This is a genomic window from Psittacicella gerlachiana, assembly GCF_003585965.1.
Lineage (GTDB): Bacteria > Pseudomonadota > Gammaproteobacteria > Enterobacterales > Psittacicellaceae > Psittacicella > Psittacicella gerlachiana.
In genome coordinates this window covers 1-18,789 of the sequence record NZ_NRJF01000060.1, presented here as the reverse complement: position 1 = coordinate 18,789, position 18,789 = coordinate 1, and the positions used below count along the sequence as shown (strand labels likewise).

General features: G+C 32.5%; 15 protein-coding genes, 1 tRNA gene and 1 pseudogene. 5 read left to right on the top strand and 12 right to left on the bottom strand.

The features are described 5' to 3' along the window. The first annotated feature begins 134 nt into the window (after positions 1–134). The 4 genes from pepN to orn all read left to right on the top strand — a co-directional run bounded on the left by pepN (position 135) and on the right by orn (position 4,485). A complete protein-coding gene (pepN, locus tag CKF59_RS02570; RefSeq protein WP_119534423.1) occupies positions 135–2,798 on the top strand; it encodes an aminopeptidase N in 2,664 nt (887 codons plus the stop codon). Between the two features lie 109 nt (positions 2,799–2,907). Further along, positions 2,908–3,738, top strand: coding sequence for a 1-acylglycerol-3-phosphate O-acyltransferase (locus CKF59_RS02565; protein WP_119534422.1), 831 nt, complete (start codon positions 2,908–2,910; stop codon positions 3,736–3,738). Between the two features lie 87 nt (positions 3,739–3,825). Next, a tRNA-Ser gene (locus CKF59_RS02560) sits at positions 3,826–3,915 on the top strand. 18 nt (positions 3,916–3,933) lie between these two features. Continuing rightward, on the top strand, positions 3,934–4,485 hold the full coding sequence (gene orn / locus CKF59_RS02555; protein WP_119534421.1) for an oligoribonuclease: 552 nt from the start codon (positions 3,934–3,936) through the stop codon (positions 4,483–4,485). Positions 4,486–4,536: 51 nt separating this feature from the next. On the opposite strand, the gene CKF59_RS02550 is transcribed toward orn, so the two are convergent. From CKF59_RS02550 to brnQ (CKF59_RS02495), 12 genes are all read right to left on the bottom strand, one after another. Beyond that, complete coding sequence (locus CKF59_RS02550; RefSeq protein ID WP_119534420.1) at positions 4,537–6,339, bottom strand: amino acid ABC transporter ATP-binding/permease protein; 1,803 nt, start codon at positions 6,337–6,339, stop codon at positions 4,537–4,539. Beyond that, positions 6,332–8,344 (bottom strand): ATP-binding cassette domain-containing protein, encoded by a 2,013-nt coding sequence (locus CKF59_RS02545; RefSeq protein ID WP_222985515.1) that lies wholly within the window; start codon positions 8,342–8,344, stop codon positions 6,332–6,334. Before CKF59_RS02545 ends, CKF59_RS02550 begins: the two co-directional genes overlap by 8 nt. A 57-nt stretch (positions 8,345–8,401) precedes the next feature. Beyond that, complete coding sequence (trxB, locus tag CKF59_RS02540) at positions 8,402–9,355, bottom strand: thioredoxin-disulfide reductase (protein WP_222985505.1); 954 nt, start codon at positions 9,353–9,355, stop codon at positions 8,402–8,404. A 151-nt stretch (positions 9,356–9,506) separates the two neighbouring features. After that, complete coding sequence (gene ettA / locus CKF59_RS02535; RefSeq protein ID WP_119534417.1) at positions 9,507–11,183, bottom strand: energy-dependent translational throttle protein EttA; 1,677 nt, start codon at positions 11,181–11,183, stop codon at positions 9,507–9,509. A 31-nt stretch (positions 11,184–11,214) separates the two neighbouring features. Further along, positions 11,215–12,063, bottom strand: coding sequence for an exonuclease domain-containing protein (locus tag CKF59_RS02530; RefSeq protein ID WP_119534416.1), 849 nt, complete (start codon positions 12,061–12,063; stop codon positions 11,215–11,217). Position 12,064: 1 nt separating this feature from the next. Beyond that, a complete protein-coding gene (gene gloA, locus CKF59_RS02525) occupies positions 12,065–12,481 on the bottom strand; it encodes a lactoylglutathione lyase (RefSeq protein ID WP_119534415.1) in 417 nt (138 codons plus the stop codon). A 144-nt stretch (positions 12,482–12,625) separates the two neighbouring features. Further along, entirely contained in the window at positions 12,626–12,886 is a 261-nt protein-coding gene (locus tag CKF59_RS02520; protein WP_119534414.1) for a YfhL family 4Fe-4S dicluster ferredoxin, read from the bottom strand. A 214-nt stretch (positions 12,887–13,100) separates the two neighbouring features. Further along, a complete protein-coding gene (locus tag CKF59_RS02515; protein ID WP_119534413.1) occupies positions 13,101–13,412 on the bottom strand; it encodes a helix-turn-helix domain-containing protein in 312 nt (103 codons plus the stop codon). A 593-nt stretch (positions 13,413–14,005) separates the two neighbouring features. Beyond that, positions 14,006–14,359 (bottom strand): 50S ribosomal protein L19, encoded by a 354-nt coding sequence (rplS, locus tag CKF59_RS02510; protein ID WP_119534412.1) that lies wholly within the window; start codon positions 14,357–14,359, stop codon positions 14,006–14,008. A gap of 162 nt (positions 14,360–14,521) precedes the next feature. After that, positions 14,522–14,770 (bottom strand): 30S ribosomal protein S16, encoded by a 249-nt coding sequence (gene rpsP, locus CKF59_RS02505; protein ID WP_119534411.1) that lies wholly within the window; start codon positions 14,768–14,770, stop codon positions 14,522–14,524. A gap of 195 nt (positions 14,771–14,965) precedes the next feature. Further along, positions 14,966–16,363: a branched-chain amino acid transport system II carrier protein gene (gene brnQ, locus CKF59_RS02500; protein WP_119534410.1), complete on the bottom strand. Its 1,398-nt coding sequence runs from the start codon at positions 16,361–16,363 to the stop codon at positions 14,966–14,968. Between the two features lie 276 nt (positions 16,364–16,639). Then, positions 16,640–18,040, bottom strand: coding sequence for a branched-chain amino acid transport system II carrier protein (gene brnQ / locus CKF59_RS02495; protein WP_119534409.1), 1,401 nt, complete (start codon positions 18,038–18,040; stop codon positions 16,640–16,642). 171 nt (positions 18,041–18,211) lie between these two features. On the opposite strand from brnQ (CKF59_RS02495), the pseudogene CKF59_RS02490 reads away from it, so the two are divergent. After that, positions 18,212–18,789: pseudogene (locus CKF59_RS02490) on the top strand (AAA family ATPase); the annotation flags it as partial.

Sequence of the window (18,789 nt, the reverse complement as noted above, 5' to 3'; positions counted from 1 at the left end):
CTATGTAATAGTTTGATTAAGAAAAGAAAATTGAATTCTGAAAAAAAAGATTATAAATAAACCTCTGATTTATCAGAGGTTTATTTATTTATAAGTTATAATATACTTATTATTTATAAGTAGAGGTTTTATTCATGACAAAGAGAACGCTTAAACGTTTAGATTATAAACCTTTAGATTTTACGGCAACTCAGGTTGATTTGCAGTTAAATTTAGATTTACCTGTAAGCCGTGTTCAAAGTAAGATTAAGGTTAAACGATTAAATACTGAAGCAACATCTTTTGTCCTAGATGGGCAAAAGCTGAATTTGTTAGCAGTAAAGATTAATGGTCAAGATTGGTCTGCTTATGTATTAGAAGATCTTGAAGGAGTTGATGGATTTCAAAACTTAAAGATAGATGTATCATCTCTTTCTGAGCCTCAAGAATTTACTCTTGAGATTGAAAATGAGTTTAATCTTGAAGAAAACTTATCTATGTCTGGTATTTATCTATCAGATAAAGTAATAGTTTCTCAATGTGAAGCTCAAGGTTTTAGAAGAATTACTTTCTATTTTGACCGTCCGGATTGTCTAGCTGTATTTACAACTTATCTAGAAACTAATGATAGTTATGAATATTTATTAGCAAATGGTAACCTTTTAGAGTCAGGTTCGCTCAATAATGGACGTAAATTTGCTAAATGGCATGATCCTTTTCCAAAACCATCTTATCTCTTTGCTTGTGTAGCGGGTAACTTTGAAGTTCTTGATGATTACTTTATTACTAAATCAGGACGTAAAGTAAAACTACGCTTATTTGCAGAATATGGACGTTTAGAACAAATTCGTTTTGCCATGGAAGCAGTAAAACGAGCAATGAAATGGGATGAAGATCGCTTTGGTTTAGAGTATGATCTTGATATCTTTATGGTAGTTGGCGTTGCTTATTTTAATGCTGGAGCAATGGAAAATAAAGGGTTAAATATTTTTAATGATGAATTACTTGTAGGTTGTAAAGATACAGTTACTGATGATTCTTTATTTAGTATTGACTCTGTAATTGCTCATGAATACTTCCATAACTGGACTGGCGATAGAGTTACTTGCCGAGATTGGTTTCAGCTGACATTAAAAGAAGGTTTAACGGTGTTCCGTGATCAAGAGTATTCTTCGGATACTGTTAATCGTACGATGAAGCGTATTGATGATGCAGAAGAAATTCAAGCTTATCAATTTAATGAGGATAAAAGTCCGCTTTCTCATCCAATTCGACCTGATGAGGTAGAATCTCAAGATAACTTTTATACCAGTACGGTGTATGAAAAAGGAGCGGAAGTTATTCGCTTGCTACATACCTTAATTGGTGAAGAGAAATTCCAACAAGGGATGAAATTATATTTTGAGCGTCATGATGGTAAAGCGGTAACTTGTGAAGATTTTGTTGAAGCTATGGCTGATGCTTCTGGATATAATTTAGATCATTTCCGTCTTTGGTATAGTCAATCAGGAACTCCTGAAGTAAAAGTTACTAGCGAATATGACCCTCAAACCAAAGTACAAAAAGTAACTTTTGTTCAAGAAACAGCTCCAACATTTGATCAACAAGAAAAGCAACCTTTAACTCTAGCTTTAAAAACCCATTTCCTAACTCCAGAAGGGCAAACCTTAACTAATCTTGTAGATCTTCAAGGTAAGGCAATTCCTGAACTGTTAGTATTTGAAACAAAAGAACTAGTTGTAGAGATAGCTAATCAAGAGCAAGAGTTAATTGTAGTTACGAATTTAGATTTTAGTTCTCCGGTTAGGGTCATACAACAAACAACAAGTTCACAATTAGCAACTGTAGCAGCTCATTGTCAAAATCTTTATGGAAAGTATTTTGCGTTGAAAGAGTATTACAATAGTATTTTCCGTCTTAATGAAGAAAACTTTGTGCGTAATTCTCAAGCTCAATTAGAAGTAGATGAGCATTTTGCGACCATCTATAAAAATCTTTTTGCTTTAGCTTTAGAAGATGCGAGTTTTACTTCCGCAGTATTACGTTTCCATAATGTGAGTAATGCAATTACTAGTGCAAATAAAGCCGTAAATCCACTAGTGTATGCTCAAATTGATAAAGCTATAAAAACTAAGCTCTATCAGGATTATAAAGTACAACTAGAAGGTATTTATGCTCAGTTACCATTTAGAACTTGGGAATATAATTCTTTACATTTTGGTGAACGAGCACTGCGTGATCAGCTTTTAAGTCTCTTAACTATTAGCCAAGAGAACCAAGAGCTAGTAGAACAACTTTATACTCAAGCTTCTTGCTACAATGATAAGCACGCAGTAATCAAAGCGATTATAAATAATGATCTCAGCGCATTAGATTATCTTGTGGATAAGTTTGCCTTAGAGTATCAAGATACAGCTTCATGCTTAGATGAACTCTTAACTTTACGCCTCAAAAATGCAAAATCGGTGGCTCAAGTTGAAGCATTATTAGCAAATGCAAAACAATTTAGTATTACTAAACCTAATTCTCTATATACTCTGATTAGAGGTTTAAGATTAAATTTAAATCTTTTCTTTACTAAAGAGGGGATAGAGTACATTAAAGAGTTAATTATTAAAGTAGACAAAAATAATCCGGGAGTTTCTCCATATTTATGTCGTAGCTTTGCTAATTATGATTTATATTTAGATCCATTTAGACAAATGGTTATCGATGCTTTAGAGGATCTAATTACAAATCATACTTTCTCGAGAAACGCAACCGAAATTCTTAATAAGGCTTTTGAAGCTCAGAAAAATAATTGCCAAGTAAGAGAGTAGCATTTATAATGTTACTCTCTTAGTTGTGTTAAAAAAATTTTGACAAATTTACCGTTAGTAATATAATTTAAAGGTGTTTTGACAAAACTAATTTTGTTTCAAATTTCTTATGTACTACATTATTGCCTTTGTCCGTACTTTAGTGGTACTAGTGTACTGGATTATTTTATGTCTAGTAGCTTTTGTTCTTTGTCTTTTTAAACTAAAAGATAAAAAAAATATGTACCGCATTGCAACTTTTGTTCGTCCAATGCTCAAGCCTGTATATGGTTTAAATACAAAAGTTGAACAAGAAATAGATGTACTGCCGACAACCGCAGTGTATATTTCAAATCATCAGAATACTTTAGACATAGTAACCCTTGCGAAAATGATTCAACCAAATACTGTAACTGTAGGGAAAAGACAGTTATCATGGATTCCAATTTTTGGTTGGATGTATTGGGCAGCAGGGAATATTTTAATTGAAAAAACTTCAGCGAGTAAATCTTACAAAACTGTACAGCAGGTTGTAGAAAAGATAACAAAGCATAAGTATTGTGTTTGGCTTTTTCCCGAAGGTACAAGATCTTATGGTCGTTGGGATATAGCTCCTTTTAAAAGCGGAGCCTTTTTAACGGCAATCGAAGCTGGAGTGCCTATAGTTCCTATCGTAGTTTCTGACCTTAACAACTATAAAGTTGGTAAGCTAGATAATGGTGATGTTATAATGAAATATCTTCAGCCTATTAATACTAAAGGGATGAAACGAAATCAAGCTAAGGCTTTAGCAACTGAATTAGAAGCTCTATTTAGAAAAGAGTATCATGAGCTAAATACCAAAGTAGCTAACAAAGATTTTTCTCAATGCTCTGAGATGCCTGAGTTTTCTTTTATTGAAACTCAGGAGTGGATGGAACAAAATCCAGAGTATAACTTTGCAACTAATGCAAAAGATTAAAAGTTTATTTTAAATAAAGGCAACATATTACTGAGCAAACTCACTATTCTTTTTATCATGTTATTTTTTTATAAAGCCTTTATTTTTGGTGAGATGTCTGAGAGGCCGAAAGAGCACGCCTGGAAAGTGTGTATACATTAACGTGTATCGAGGGTTCGAATCCCTCTCTCACCGCCATTTTTTTAAGGACTTATAATGAGCAAGAATTTAGGTGATAAAGATACAAATCTTGTCTGGATAGATTTAGAAATGACAGGATTAGATGTAAAAAAAGAACGTATTATTGAAATTGCAACAATTATCACAGATAAGGATCTGAACATCCTTGCTCATGGTCCGGTAATTGCAATTGATACGCCTAGAGAATTTCTTGACTCTATGAGTGATGTAGTACGAGAAATGCACACTAAAAATGGTCTAATTGAACGTGTAAAAGCTTCAAATATAACTTTAGAGCAAGCTCAGGAACAAACTTTAGAGTTTATTTCTCAATATACCAATAAGAAAACTTCTCCTTTATGTGGTAATTCTATTGCTACAGATAAGCTTTTTTTATTAGAGTATATGCCAAAGATTGCAGAGCATTTACACTATCGTTTAATTGATGTATCAACGATAAAACAATTAAATTTCCTTTGGGGATTTGATTATAAATACGAGAAAAAAGGTTCACACTTAGCTTTAGATGATATTGAAGATTCTATAGGTGAATTAGCTTTTTATCGTAAAAAATTTTTTACAAAATAATTTAATAAGAAAGAGAGTCCCGAAAGACTCTCTTTTTCTATTTTTACCTTTTTATTCTTTATCTTTTTCAACTTCTTGGAATTGAGTAGAAGAGTTTGACTTTTGCATCGTAAGAATATGTTCACAATATCTATAGTTATTCTTATTATGAGAAACAAGAATTACGGTAGCTTGATTCGTTCTAGCATGAGCAAAAATTAATTCTAATACCGTTTTCTCAAGATTTGCATCAACAGATTCGGTTGGTTCATCTAAAATAATTACTTTAGCTTGAGAAAGTAATACTCGAGCTATACCAATTCTTCGAATTTCCCCACCAGAAAGAGCACGCCCTCCATTTCCCAAAATCTGCATTAAGTCTTTACTTAAATAATCTAACCCTACTTGTTTAAGTGTTTGTTGTGCTTGTTCTAGAGTTAAGCTTGAGTTTGCAATTTTTAAGTTATCAAAAATAGAATCATTAAAAATATGCACTCTTTGACTGAGATGAACGCATAATTCTCTTTGTTGCCCTCCACGAGCTTCAAGAGTATTAAGTAAATTTCCTTGTTCATCAAAGAGATTAAAAATAATTTCTCCTTGATAAGAAGTTTCAAGACCAAGAAGACAATTTAAAAAAGTAGTTTTTCCTAAACCTGAATCTCCACTAATGAGATAGGAGCTTTGCCCTTGAAATTCAAAGTTAAGATCTTTGATAATTTGGTTATTTTGATAACTAAAGTTAAGGTCTTTTACTTGAATATTAATAGATTTAACTTTTTCTCCTATTTCTTTAGCAAGAGGTTGAGGATAAAAATTATTTGTCTCAACCTTATACTTAGCTTTTTTCCCTAAATCTTCATCGATTAAATTTTGAGCTAATTGAGCTGCTTGACGATTTTGTAATAAAGGATTTAGGTTTTGAGCTGAAGAAATAACTTGTCCTAAATGAACGAATAAATTAGCTAAAGGAACAATAAACTCTATTGAACCTATAATTAAGAAAATAAAGATTAAAGCTAAGCCTGGTAAACGTAAATCACTAGCATGAAGTACTTGTAAGTAACTTGTTCCAAAAATGGTAACTGTTAAGAGTACTCCTAAAAGAATTTGCAAAATAAAGGTTGAGAGATTTACGTACTTATCTTGTTGAAGCTGTTCTTTAATTAAATTATTATTTAGTTGATTTAAATAAGTAATTTTTTTCTCTTGTTTATTAAAGATTACACTTTCAAATTGGAATTCAAGATAGTTAAGAAAAGCAAGACGTAGCTTAGTTGATTCTTTTTCTACATTACTAGCAATTTTTTTTCCTAAAGGATAAAAAATCCATGGCACAATTAAAGTAGTAACAATTAAACAACTACCCACGAAAATAGCTAATTTAAAGTCAATAAAGGTTAAACCTATGGTAAAGGCTAAAAATAGTAAAATTGTTCCGAAAAAAGGAATTAACACATTTACATAAAAGCCGTCTAAGTTATCTATATCTTTAATAATGCGATCAAACAACTCATTGTCGCTAAGCTGGAGATTTTTTTTAAAAGCATGAATTTTATTTACATCAGTAAATAAAGGAAGCATACTCGCAAAAACCTGAACTCTAAGCTTAGTTAAGACATCAAAAGTAGCTTTATGAGTAACTAATCTTTGAATGTACTTTAAAGCTGTACGGGCAATAGCGAAGCCACGTACTGAACTTGAGGGATAGAAAATATTAAAATCTATACTTGCAACAAGATAACATGAAGCAAGAAACCAAGCTGATAAAGTTAATAAACCTAGAGATGAACCTAAACTTAAAATCGTTAGAATTAAGCCTAGAAGCATAATAAAGGTTTTACCTGCAAATAAGTTAATTAATAACTTAAGCATATTTGCCCTCCTTTTCTAGGTAAATCCCATTTTTATTTAGGGAGTATACTTTATCAAAAGCACTACTTTGTTCGAGTCGGTGCGTTACCATGATAATTCCTTGTGCATGATTTTGAATATTGCTAAAGATCGCCTTTTCAAGTTTATGATCAAGATTAGCGGTAGGCTCATCAATAATCAAAAGTAAATGAGGCTTAGCAAGAGCTCGAGCTAGAGCCAAGCGTTGCACTTGCCCTCCAGATAAGCCCATATTATGTTGTTGAATAGTATAGGTTAAACCACGTTCAGCAACTAAAGAGTTTAATTGAGCATTATTTATTGCATCTTGGATGCTCAGTCTACTTAAATCAGGTAATTTAAAGAGGTAGTTAGCATATTCTTGTTCTAAAGCGTTGAGTGCGACGCTTTGATTCATTACAGGGGCTTGTTCAAGATTATTGTTTAAAAATCTTGAACTATAACTTAAGTTCTCTAAAATAGATACTTGATCTAAATTTGGATTTTGCCCTAACCAACTTAAGTAAGGATAGAAAAACTCACGATTAATTTCAGTTAGTTCAACTTGATCAAAGGTTAAACTACCTGTATAAGGATAAAGACCTAATAGACAAGAAAGGAGACTGGTTTTTCCCGCTCCCGATTCGCCAATAATGGCAACTTTTTCATTTAATGTAAAACTAAAGTTAAGATTTGCAACTAAAAGCTGCCCTGAATGGGTATAAATACATAAATCCTCAGCTTTAATTACACTATTACGTGTAAGTTTAATAAAAGTAGAGCTTGGATGTTGAAATGGGTATTTTAAGTTTTGAGTTGCTGGAGCCTGGCTGGCATCGAGAGTTAATTTAGCAAGAGCTTGTTTAGCTCTTTTGCTTTGACGTTTATTATATATTTTGCTTGAGTCAGCATTAGTCGCAAGATCTATAGTTTTAAAACTTGAATCATAAAGGCTATCTTTTTCCTCTTCTTCGAGCACAGGACTAATTTGTTCAATATCAAGATAATCTTGATTTTCTTGGGCCTGTTGATTAATAAATTTTTCTAATTCATCAATCGCATTAAGAGCTGAAGAACGGTCATGATAATAGGTACCAAGATCTCTCAATGGCTGAAAAAACTCGCCGGCTAAAGTTAAACAGAAAAACCCTGCAAAAATAGATATTCCAGTACCTGCATAAGCACCAAAACTAAATTGCTCAAGATAAGCAATCCCAAAGTATACTGCCATTAAAGCTACGCAAACTGAAGATAAAAACTCTAAAACCGCAGAGTTTAAGAAAGCTACTTTAAGTAGTTGCATAGTAGTGTAAGTGTAATTTTGACTATTAATGGTCATCTTTTCTAAAGTTTCTTTTTGTTTAGAAAAAGCAATAATAGTTTTAATGCCTACGAGTTTGTCATGGAACTGATTGCCAAGGAATAAAAGATTTTTTAATTGTTTAGCATTCATTTCCGAGGTTTTTAGACCAATAAGGATCATAAACACCGGTAATAAGGGGAAACAAATGAGAAGAATTAAACCCGCAATCCAGTTTAAACAAAATACGGCAATAAGAATAAGTATAGGTTGAATTCGAGAAGCTATAGCTTGAGGATAAAAACGAGCAATATAATTATTAAGCAATTCTACTTGTTCTAGGTAAAAGATCGACATATCAATAGTATTATGTCCAAGACCTTTAGCTCCTAGATTTTCACATCGCTTTAACACTTGATTTCTTACTTCAGTACGAATTTTTGCCGCTTGCTTTTGGGTCAGGCTTGATCTTAAAAAAATAGCAAGAGCTTTAATAACCATGGTTAATAAAACTACGCCAAGATAGATACTTGCATTAAAAAAGTCTTCGGGAGTTGTTATAAGAATACTAACTAACTTAGTTATAGCAACAACTTGAAAAATAGTACATAAAGTGATTACAAAAATAAAAATATTTAGATAACGTTTCATTGGAGCACAGTAGTTATCTAAAATTTTCATTAAGTACTTTTGATGTGCTTTGTTCATAAAATGTCCTAATACAAAAAAAGCTAGCATTTTATGGCTAGCTTTAATGTTTTTGAATTAATTTTCTTCAAGTTGAGAAAGATAGTATTCTGCATCAAGAGCAGCTTGACAGCCTGCACCAGCAGAAGTAATCGCTTGTCTATAAGTGTGATCTGCAACATCACCTGCAGCAAAAACACCAGCAACGCTTGTTTGCGTACTATATCTTTCACCACCAGCTTTTACATTAATGTAACCTTTGGTCATATCTAATTGACCTTCAAAAATTTCTGTATTTGGGTGATGACCTATAGAAATAAATGCACCTGCTACAGGTAAATTAGTTTCTGATTTGTCGTTTACATTTTCTAAGGTTATAGATTGTAAGCCGATATTAGGATCACCTAAAAATTCTTTTACTACTGAATCTAAGTGGAGGACGATTTTTCCTTCTGCAACCTTATCCGCAAGACGTTTTTGCAGAATTTTTTCTCCTCTAAACTCTTGACGACGGTGAATTAAATGTACTTTACTTGCAATTCCTGAAAGATACAGAGCTTCTTCAAGAGCAACGTTACCACCACCTACAACAGCTACTTCTGCATTTTTGTAGAAGAAACCATCACAAACGGCACAAGCTGAAATTCCCATTCCTTTATATTTAGTTTCAGATTCTAAACCTAAATATTTTGCTGAAGCACCAGTGGCAATAATTAAAGCTTTAGTCGAATATTCTTCTTTAGCCCCATATAATTTAAATGGACGGGTAGATAAATCTACTTTTTTAACAGTATCGGCAATAATTTCAGTACCCATGTTTAAAGCGTGTTGACGCATATTATTCATTAACAGAGTACCTGTAGTTTTTTCAAAAGCTCCAGGCCAGTTTTCAATTTCATCAGTAGTTGTTAACTGTCCACCAACTTGAGGACCTGAAATTAATACAGGTTCTAAACCTGCACGAGCAGCGTATACGGCAGCCGTATAACCTGCAGGACCTGAGCCTAGAATAATAACTTTTTTTGTTTCCATAGTAATTGTATATTTATTGATAGTAAAAACTTACCGTATAAAAGGGATAAAACTTTTATCAGGTTCTATTATTATACTATAAATTGTAAGAAATTATTTGAAACAAAAAAGAGAAGGTCTCCCGAAGGATTCCTTCTCTAGTGGTTAAATTTTATGCACCACGAGCGGAGATATGGGTATATTTACGACGTTTAGGTGCTAGTTCTTCCGGTGGAAGATTTTTTTGTTTCCAGTCTTCATATTCGGTGAAGTTACCATCAAAGAATACTACTTTTCCTGAATCGGTATAGTCAAGAATATGCGTACAAACTCTGTCTAAGAACCAACGGTCATGGCTAATGATCATTGCATTACCTGGGAATTCTAAGATTGCATTTTCAAGTGCACGCATAGTTTCTACGTCTAAGTCATTGGTAGGCTCATCTAGTAATAAGAGGTTACCACCTGCTTGGAGAAGTTTTGCTAAATGCACACGTCCTCTTTCCCCACCAGATAATTCGCCAATGCGTTTTTGTTGATCTGAACCTTTAAAGTTAAAACGACCAACATAAGCACGAGATGGAATTGCAAAATTACCAATTTGCATAATATCTTGTCCTTGGCTAATTTCTTCCCAAATCGTTTTATTATTGTCTAAATTATCTCTAAATTGATCAACTGAAGCTACTTTAACTGTTTCTCCTAAGACAACTTGTCCTGCATCAGCTTGTTCTTTACCAGTAATAATACGGAATAAAGTTGATTTACCCGCACCATTAGCTCCGATAATTCCTAAGATAGCTCCCTTTGGTAAGCTGAAATTTAAGTCGCTAAAGAGAGTACGACCATCATATCCCTTAGTTAGACCTTGAACCTCAACTACCTTATCTCCTAAACGTGGACCAGGTGGAATAAAGATTTCATTGGTCTCATTACGTTTTTGGTATTCTTGAGAAGTTAATTCATCAAAGCGTGCCATACGAGCTTTTGATTTCGCTTGACGACCTTTAGGATTTTGTCTTACCCATTCAAGTTCTTTTTGAATAGATTTTTGACGAGCATTTTCAGTACTTTGTTCATGTTGTAAACGAGCTTCTTTTTGTTCTAACCATGAACTATAGTTACCTTCCCATGGAATTCCTTCACCACGGTCTAATTCAAGAATCCAACCTGCAACATTATCTAAGAAATAACGGTCGTGGGTAACAGCTACAACTGTACCTTCAAATCTTTCTAAGAATTTTTCTAACCAAGCAACAGATTCAGCATCTAGGTGGTTGGTAGGCTCATCAAGAAGGAGCATGTCAGGTTTTTGGAGTAGTAAGCGACAAATAGCGACACGACGCTTTTCACCTCCAGAAAGATTGCCAATTAAGGCTTCGTCAGGCGGTAGGTGTAAAGCATCTTTAGCACGTTCAATTTCGTGTTCTTCCATGCCTGAAGCATGAATAATTGCTTCATACTTACTTTGTTCAGCTGCTAATTTTTCGAAATCTGCATCAGGCTCAGCATAAGCAGCATAGATGCGTTCGAGTTGCTCTTGAGCATTTTTTAAATCTCCAAGAGCTTCTTCTACCGTTTCTTTTACGGTTTTATTTGGATCTAATTCTGGTTCTTGTGGTAAATAACCAATTTTAATGCCTGCTTGAGGACGAGCAGTACCATCAAAATTAGTATCAACCCCAGCCATAATTCTTAAAAGGGTAGATTTACCTGCACCATTTAAGCCGAGTACCCCGATTTTTGCTCCAGGGAAAAAGCTAAGGTTAATATCTTTAAGGATAAAACGATTATTAGGTTGCACTACTTTTGATAAGCGGTGCATTGTAAAAACAAATTGATTGCTCATATAAAAGAGTAATTAAAATGATGAAAAATATTTATGCTATTTCTTCGCTAAGATATGGTTGTACCAAGTCTTTACTAGAATTAACACAGTAAGCAAATAGTTTAGCACATTCATGAGCGTCAAAAAGAGCATCATGAGCTTTGCTAGAATCAAAGGTTTCATTTGGAAGTTTATTAATCGCAATTTTTAAGCGAGAATCAGCTAAAAACATAGCTCCTAATACACTAGTATCAAAAACGGTAAAAGGATGAAACGGAATACGTTTTATTTTACATTTTTCGAGATAGTGGTAAATAAAACCTTTATCGAAGTTTACATTGTGTGCCGTAAGTACGGTTCTTTTACAACCATGAGCTTTTTGTGCTCCACGAGCAAACTTACAAAGAGCGGTAAGAGCTGTGGTTAAGTCTACAGCTTTACGTTGATAGTTAAAGGGATTTATTTTAGTAATAGCAATAGAGTCGGGATTGATACTATTACCTTTTAAAGGATGAACATTTAATTTTAATTCAGCATAAGGGACTAAATTTAAATCCTGATCAAAAGTAAGAGCCACAGCTGCAATTTGAATAATTGAGTTTTCATGATGATCTATACCTGTAGTTTCAATATCTACAACTAAAGGATAGAACCCACGAAATCTTTTAGCCATATATTCTGCTGCTTGAGTAGCGACAGGATTGTTTTTATCTAATTGCGTAACTTGAGCATAGTTAGCAAAGGTATGTCCATTATATTCTTTAATTCCATTTACATGGTCATTGACAAATAAATCGTAATCAAAGGTTTGAGCTAAGTTGCAGATTTTATCTATTTGTTCAGCACTGAATTCCTGATCTAGATTAGAAGTTTGCCCAGTATCTTGATTGTTAAGTATCAAGTTATACCTCTTTTGAACCAGCTTGCGGACGTGAACTCATTTCAATAAATTCAATTTTATAACCATCAGGATCTTCAACAAAGGCAATTACGGTTTTACCACCTTTTACCGGACCGGCTTCACGAGTAACTTTGCCTCCTGCAAGTTTTACTTTTTCACAAGCTTGAGCGGCATTTTCTACACCTATAGCTATATGTCCATAAGCTGTACCTAATTCATATTTATCAACACCCCAGTTGTAAGTTAATTCAATTTCAGCTTGCTCTGGATTTGCTTGATAACCTAAAAAAGCTAAAGTATATTTATATTCTGGATTTTCTGAAGTTCTTAATAGTTTTAACCCTAGTACTTCAGTATAAAATTTGATAGAACGATCTAAATCACCTACACGTAGCATAGTATGAAGAATTCGATTCATTAGACCTCCGCTAGTAAAAAATTAAAGTTAAAAAAAGATCTCTAGAGGACTAGGATCTGCAAGATACTAAATTAGAAAATCATTATGTGGCAAAAGACCAAATTAAGGCAATTTCTTGCACTTTGCCTAATTTGGAGGGGAGAGTTATAACTCATCAGCGTGATGAATTAAAATAAATTTTTCCCATAGAGTTTCTTGTGATTCTACGTAATTTGGATCGCTAATAATACATTTATTTATAGGACAACAAGCTTGGCATGTTGGCGTATCATAAAACCCTACACACTCTGTACATAGTAATGGATCTATTTCGTAGATGTGTTCACCCACATAAATTGCATTATTTGGGCATTCTGGTAAACACATGTCACAATTTGTACATTTTTGCGTTATTAATAAAGCCACAATAAAAAAGTTGTATATAGAAAAATTGTTAATATTAATTAATGAGAGTTTAATCTCGCAATTTGCTTTATATTATATCACTTTTATAAAAATAAAAACACCTAACATATTGCTAGGTGTTGAAAGTCAATTATATTTGTAGTAAATCAATAATTGACAGAAAAATATTAGCCTAAAGGTTATTAGGTTTAATAAATTTTATCTTTGATAAATTTTATCTTTGCAAACTAGGATTAGTTTTATGGTTATCTAATTCCTGTTGTAGCGTTAAAACCATAGCCTCTAATTTTTCAATACGCTCTAAGAGTAGAGAAACATTTTCTTTTGTTTTTACTCCTGTAGTAGAGGTTGTTTTTGCTTGAGAATTACAATTACTATTAACTTTCCGTTTTTTTACATTTTTTAACCAAGCGTATAAAGTAATATAACTAATTCCAAAATCCTTAGCTATTTGAGCGGCTGTTTTTTTACCACGTTTATATTCTTGTATTACAGCTTTTCTCATTTCTTTTGGATATGCAGGCATAAGTCATAGTTCCTTTTTAATTCATAGTTTAAGTAAAAAATTTAATTAAATAAAAGTATAAGTAAAACAAAGGAACTTAAAAAGTAAGGTAAGGATCAAAAATGTAAGAAGTGAAAATTGATTACTTACACCCGAAGAGATAAGGGCAGTAAGTTGAATGATTTGAGTGTATAGCCTGAAATGGCAAGGAAGAGGAAAGTTAAGCATTATTAATAATTTATTCCTAAACCTAGTAATCAACTTTAAATTTACTAAGATCCTTAGTAACATTTAAAGTTCAATTGGTTACTAAGTTCTTAAGAAATAATATTAATAATAATGTTAATCATAAAATAAAACCTCTGATGAATTGAAAAATGTAGTATTTAATTTTGGCTATAATTTTATTCTACTGAATTAACTAAATCTTGGCAAGATCTTTTTTTATAAATTGAATTTTAATTGTTGAAAAATAGGAGTAAAAAATATTAAAAAATAATTATAAGAAGAGGGTTAAAAAAGAAAGTTAAAAGGAAAGTACTAAAGCGAGGATAATTTAAATAAAAATTAAAGGGAAAGATCTTAGATCCTTCCCTTGACTCTGAAAACTAAAATTATTTAGTTTCAAGACGTTCTTTAATACGTGTAGCTTTACCACTTAAGTTACGTAAGTAGTATAGTTTAGCTTTACGTACAGCACCTTTACGTTTAACAGTAATAGAATCAATGATTGGAGAGTGAGTTTGGAACACACGCTCAACACCTTCACCGTTAGAGATTTTACGTAAAGTAAATGCTGAGTGTAAACCACGATTACGAATCGCAATTACAACACCTTCAAATGCTTGTAAACGTTTTTTATTACCTTCAACAACCCACGCTTTAACTTCTAATGTGTCACCAGTACGGAAACTTGGTAGGTCTTTTTTTAATTGAGCTTCTTCAAGCTTTTTAATGATATTACTCATTGAAAATTCCTCACCTAGTTAACAGTAGTTAGCTATAAATGCTTAACTATTCCTCTGCCAGAGCTAGTAAAAAGATTAATACTAAAAAATAAAATAATTCTGAAAGTTTATACTCTTACGAGTTTAACTGTGCTAAATGACAGTTGGTAATATAAATAAAGATTAAGCAGCTTTTTGAGCTTCTTTAACTAGGCTAGCAACGCGATCTGATAATTGAGCGCCTTTACCTTGCCATGATTTGATTGCTTCTAAGTTTAATTCTAAACGTTTAGCTTGACCTGAAGCTAATGGGTTGAAGTAACCAACTCTTTCGATGAAGCGACCGTCACGAGCAAAACGTGAGTCAGCAACAACTACTTGATAGAAAGGACGTTTTTTAGAACCGCCTCTTGATAAACGAATAACTACCATGTGTGTTTTCCTATTAAAAATTAAAATTGAATTGATTAAAGTGTAATAAAATTTTGAAGGATTTTTTGTTATATTTTCTAGATACATTCAAAGGGAATATTACTTTGAAAAAATATAACTTGGATATTATAGCAAAAAATATTTTAAGAAGCAAAAAAATCAGGAAGTAAAATTCTTCTTCCTGATTTTTTTAAGTTATGGAAGAACTTCTTCAAATTCTTCTTCAGCTCTTTGTTTTTTGCGTCTTAATTCAGCGTCTTTATCACCTAATAGTAGATTGTTAACTGATTTTTTAGGGAATAAAGCACCAATAACTACAGCGACAATAAACGGAGTTACCCAACTAAAGTCAGTGTTAGCTAAAGGAATATAATCTCTTACTGCGCCAATTAGATCTATGCTTCTACCAAAGTAGTTATCTGAGAAAATTCTAAATGCATCGGCAAAAGCTACAGGAGTAACAAGTAAAGCTGTCCAGAAATAGATCCATGCACGATCTTTGGTCCATTTATTAAATAACGTTACAATTACGAGAACAATAGTAATTGGATAGGTTAAGTAGATCATAGGTACAGAGGTTTTTAATACTGAATCTAAACCACGAACCGAAAGAACTGCAGAAAACACGGTATATAAAATTAACCATTGTCTTTCTGTTAAGAGACCAAATAAGTTTCTTGAATAGGTTGAAAGAGTTTTTAATAAACCTACAGCAGTTGTTAAGCACGCTAAGAATACGATAATCGCAAATACTAGTTGCCCTGCAGCTCCAAATGATTGCTGAGAAACATAAACTAAAATATCAGCACCAGTGGTTTTTCCTGAGTTTGCAGAAACATTACCTACGTACGCAAGACCAAAGTAGATAACTGCAAGTAAAGCACAAGCAATAAAACCAGCTTTAATAACCCCTGAGAAAACAACACTTTTTGGAGTATCTGGTGAAGGTCTTAGAGCATTTACAATTAAACCTGCAAAAGCTACAGCGGCAATTGCATCTAAAGTACCATAGCCATCAATTGCTCCCTTAAAGAAAGCTCCCGATACGTATTCTTTACCTACTTCTCCAACTTCTTTAACGTTATCAGTAAAAGCATATACTACAACTAAAGCAAGAGTAAAAATTACTAATGCTGGAGATAAGTATTTACCTATAGTGTCAACAAGTTTATCCCCGTAAAGAGAAAGAATAAAGGAAATAAAGAAGAAGATAAGAATATAAAACAGACCAGCAGGAGATATACTACCTTGAGAGTTAGAAGCATCTAATAAAGGTTTAATTCCTATATCTAAAGAAACATTAGCTACCCTCGGAATACCAAATAAAGGTCCGATAGAGAGAATGATAATAACGGTAAAGATAAGTCCATATACCTTGCCTACACGACCTGCAAGTGATAAAGCTGAGTCACCAGAAAGAGCAACCGCTAAAATAGTTAAAAAAGGAATAACAACGGCAGTTAATGTAAAGCCTGAACTAGCTGAAAGAAATTCGCTTCCAGCATTTAGACCTGCTAATGGTGGATAAATCAGATTCCCAGCTCCGAAGAAAAATGACATTAGCATTAAGCCGCTAAAGATTATTCTTTTCATAAAACCTCATATGTTTAAATATATACGTATTTACGTATATAAAAGTTAAATGTATTTTACATTCAACTTACTGCCATATTAGGTTATCTATTTTTTGTGTAAAGATCAAGACTAATTTTTCTGAAATTTAGCTTAGTGTTTGTAAATTAAAGAATTTAAATTTTCTTTTTAGAAAAAAAAATGAGAGAAAGTCGCTTAGACTTTCTCTCATAAACAAATTAATTAAATTATTAAAAGAATAAATTAAATTATAAATTTTTTAGACTGTATGTTGATTTATACAACGTCTTCAAATTCATCTTCTGCTTGTTGTTTACGATCACGACGAGCTTTTTCTCTATCCCCTAGTAAATAAGTAACTACTGGTTGTTTCGGGAATAATAAACCTACAGCAGCACCTACTAACATAGGTACGAACCAGCTGAAGTCACTTGTACCAAAAGGAACAAAAGGACGTAACCAACCTAAGATATCAATAGATTTATCTAAGTAAAAGGTTGAGAAGAATTTAAAGCAATCTGCAGCTGCAAAAGGCACAACAAAAATCATTACCCAACGGTACACCCATACTCGATCTTTTGTAAATTTATTGAACATAGTTACAATAACTAAAGAAATAGTAATAGGATAAGTAAAGTAGATAAATGGAATTGAAGTTTTAATTACAGAAGCCAAACCTTGTACAGATAAAACTGCTGAAGAAAGAGTATAAAGAATTAACCAACCTTTTTCACTAAAGATACCAAAGAGGTTGTGGCTATAGTTTGCAATTGTTTTTAATAGACCTACAGCTGTTGTTAAACATGCTAGGAATACGATAATTGCAAAGATGTAAATACCAGCTTTACCAAAAGCGATAGTAGAAGCATAGATAAGGATTTGAGCACCTGAAGTTTGCTCTGAACCACTAGCATAGTTACCTAGTAAACCTAAACCAAAGTAGATAATAGCTAGAAGTAAGCAAGCAATAAATCCAGCTTGAATTACACTTTTACGTACTTCTTGCATTGGAGTCTCAGGAGATGGACGAAGCATTTGTAACACTAGTCCTCCGAAGATAACCGAAGCTAGAGCATCAAGAGTTCCATAACCATCAATTGCCCCTGTTGCAAATGGAGCTTCTAAGTATTTCTCTGTTGGTGTAACTGCACTTGGATCATGACCCACAGCTAAGTAAGTTACTACTAAAGCAAGGATGAAAATTACTAATGCTGGTGATAAGTATTTACCAATGGTATCTACTAGACGATCACCATATAGAGATAAGGTATAACTAATTAAGAAGAATAAAGTAATATATACTAAACCAAAAGAGGAGTCGATTGGTAGTGCAGTGTGGATATTATCTTTAATTAGAGGTTGGATACCTAACTCGTAAGAAACATTAGCTACCCTTGGAATTGCAAATAAAGGTCCTAGAGAGATAACTAAGAGGATAATTAAAGCGTAACCAAATGTTTTACCTACTCTTCCATAAAAAGAAAGTCCTGAGTCACCAGTAAAAGTAACTGCTACAAGTGTTACAAATGGAATAACTACAGCAGATAAAGTAAAGCCCGAAAGAGCTGAAAAAACATTATGACCTGATTCAAGTCCAACTTGCGGAGCGAAAATTAGGTTTCCTGCTCCAAAGTAGAATGACATAAGCATCAGACCACTAAAAAGAATTCTATTCATATTAATCCTAATATAAACAAATAGCAGTTAAATACCACTATTTAAAACCAAATCTAAACATTTGCTCAAATAAAAAAATAGTTATCCTTTTAATCTGTGCAAGACAACTATTCCTATAATTTAATTAAAAATAAAACTTACTGATAAAAATTACAAATACTTGGAGAAAATATGTTACTTATAAATGAAACTAATATAGAATTCGAAGGTATAAAGAATATAAAAAAATTAACCTTAGAATTATCTAAAAAAAAGATTAATGTTCTTATTGGTGAAAATGGTACAGGAAAGACTAAAGCACTTGAATCTATATTTACTACCTTACTACTTTCAAATAAAAATCTTAAATTTGATCCTTTGTCTATTGCAAAAGATAATTTTCTTTTTAATTCTATAAAATTAGATAATGAAGTTATTTATAAAGATCAAATATTTAATTATAAAAATGCTTTGCTAGAATCTCAACTTCAACACAATTTTCCAGTTGTATATATACCTACTCAAAATAGAGGAAATATTTATTCATCTTTATCTAACTCTACTGCTTCTATACATATAGGAACTCTTAAAGATCGTAAGGATAAGTATAAACAGAATCTACTGAAAATAATAGAAAACCCCTATGATAATACAATGGATAATGATGTAAATGGATGGTTCATTAATATTGCATATTCTTCAAATAAATACCAAACAGTAGAAGAAAACCGAGAAATAGAATTAATTACAGTATTAAGAATTCTCAATAA

What these genes read in the sequence shown, in the direction of transcription:
- pepN (WP_119534423.1), top strand. Translation starts at nt 135, where the DNA reads ATGACAAAGAGAACGCTTAAACGTTTAGATTATAAACCTTTAGATTTT.
- CKF59_RS02565 (WP_119534422.1), top strand. Translation starts at nt 2,908, where the DNA reads ATGTACTACATTATTGCCTTTGTCCGTACTTTAGTGGTACTAGTGTAC.
- orn (WP_119534421.1), top strand. Translation starts at nt 3,934, where the DNA reads ATGAGCAAGAATTTAGGTGATAAAGATACAAATCTTGTCTGGATAGAT.
- CKF59_RS02550 (WP_119534420.1), bottom strand. Translation starts at nt 6,339, where the DNA reads ATGCTTAAGTTATTAATTAACTTATTTGCAGGTAAAACCTTTATTATG.
- CKF59_RS02545 (WP_222985515.1), bottom strand. Translation starts at nt 8,344, where the DNA reads ATGAACAAAGCACATCAAAAGTACTTAATGAAAATTTTAGATAACTAC.
- trxB (WP_222985505.1), bottom strand. Translation starts at nt 9,355, where the DNA reads ATGGAAACAAAAAAAGTTATTATTCTAGGCTCAGGTCCTGCAGGTTAT.
- ettA (WP_119534417.1), bottom strand. Translation starts at nt 11,183, where the DNA reads ATGAGCAATCAATTTGTTTTTACAATGCACCGCTTATCAAAAGTAGTG.
- gloA (WP_119534415.1), bottom strand. Translation starts at nt 12,481, where the DNA reads ATGAATCGAATTCTTCATACTATGCTACGTGTAGGTGATTTAGATCGT.
- CKF59_RS02515 (WP_119534413.1), bottom strand. Translation starts at nt 13,412, where the DNA reads ATGCCTGCATATCCAAAAGAAATGAGAAAAGCTGTAATACAAGAATAT.
- rplS (WP_119534412.1), bottom strand. Translation starts at nt 14,359, where the DNA reads ATGAGTAATATCATTAAAAAGCTTGAAGAAGCTCAATTAAAAAAAGAC.
- rpsP (WP_119534411.1), bottom strand. Translation starts at nt 14,770, where the DNA reads ATGGTAGTTATTCGTTTATCAAGAGGCGGTTCTAAAAAACGTCCTTTC.
- brnQ (WP_119534410.1), bottom strand. Translation starts at nt 16,363, where the DNA reads ATGAAAAGAATAATCTTTAGCGGCTTAATGCTAATGTCATTTTTCTTC.
- brnQ (WP_119534409.1), bottom strand. Translation starts at nt 18,040, where the DNA reads ATGAATAGAATTCTTTTTAGTGGTCTGATGCTTATGTCATTCTACTTT.